Source organism: Bacillus sp. TL12, assembly GCF_022625245.1.
GTDB lineage: Bacteria > Bacillota > Bacilli > Bacillales > Bacillaceae_G > Bacillus_A.
Window position 1 is genome coordinate 1 of record NZ_JAJJBY010000185.1, and the last position, 667, is coordinate 667.

General features: G+C 31.9%; 2 protein-coding genes. Both read left to right on the forward strand.

The features are described from left to right. Positions 1-73: 73 nt before the first annotated feature. Positions 74-394: a transposase gene (locus LOK41_RS28385; protein ID WP_241819428.1), complete on the forward strand. Its 321-nt coding sequence runs from the start codon at positions 74-76 to the stop codon at positions 392-394. A 68-nt stretch (positions 395-462) separates the two neighbouring features. Then, on the forward strand, positions 463-667 hold a 205-nt coding region (locus LOK41_RS28390), incomplete at its 3' end, for an IS3 family transposase (protein ID WP_241819430.1).

The following is a 667-nucleotide window of genomic DNA, read 5'->3' on the forward strand; positions in this document are numbered from 1 at the left end:
CCCTTTAGGTAGACGGTGTAAAAAGACCATGTACATACATGGATGTTACACTATTACTTGGAGGGGATTTTTCATGACTAAAAAAGGTTCAACATTTAATACATACTCAGAAGAATTAAAGTTATCAGCTGTTCAAAGTTATTTAAACGGTGAAGGAAGTTACAATGTGATAAAGGAAAAATATCAGATTAAAAGCTCTACACAATTAAAAAATTGGGTGAAAAAATATAAAGAATTTGGTGAAATTACAGATACTCGTGGGAAAAATGGTGGAATGAAAGGTATATCAAATCCTCTAAAAGGTAAACGTATTCATTTTAAGACGATTGAGGAGGAACGTAACTACTATAAGGCACAGGTTGAATATTTAAAAAAGCAGTATCCAAATCTGTAAATGGGGGTGCACTAAAATATACAGAGAGATATCACATCATTGAATCATTAAAAGGGAAATATCCAGTTATGTGGCTTACGAAATTTGCCGGTGTACATCGTTCAAGTTATTATAAGTGGATTCATACAAAAGGTATGAAAAACATGCGAATGGAATCCGAGAAACGATTAAAAAAAGTAATACAATCTATTCATGTAAAGCACAAGGAATATGGTTATCCACGTATGAAAATTGCTTTACAGGAAGAGGGATATTTTATAAATCACAAAAAAG

What these genes read in the sequence shown, in the direction of transcription:
- LOK41_RS28385 (WP_241819428.1), top strand. Translation starts at nt 74, where the DNA reads ATGACTAAAAAAGGTTCAACATTTAATACATACTCAGAAGAATTAAAG.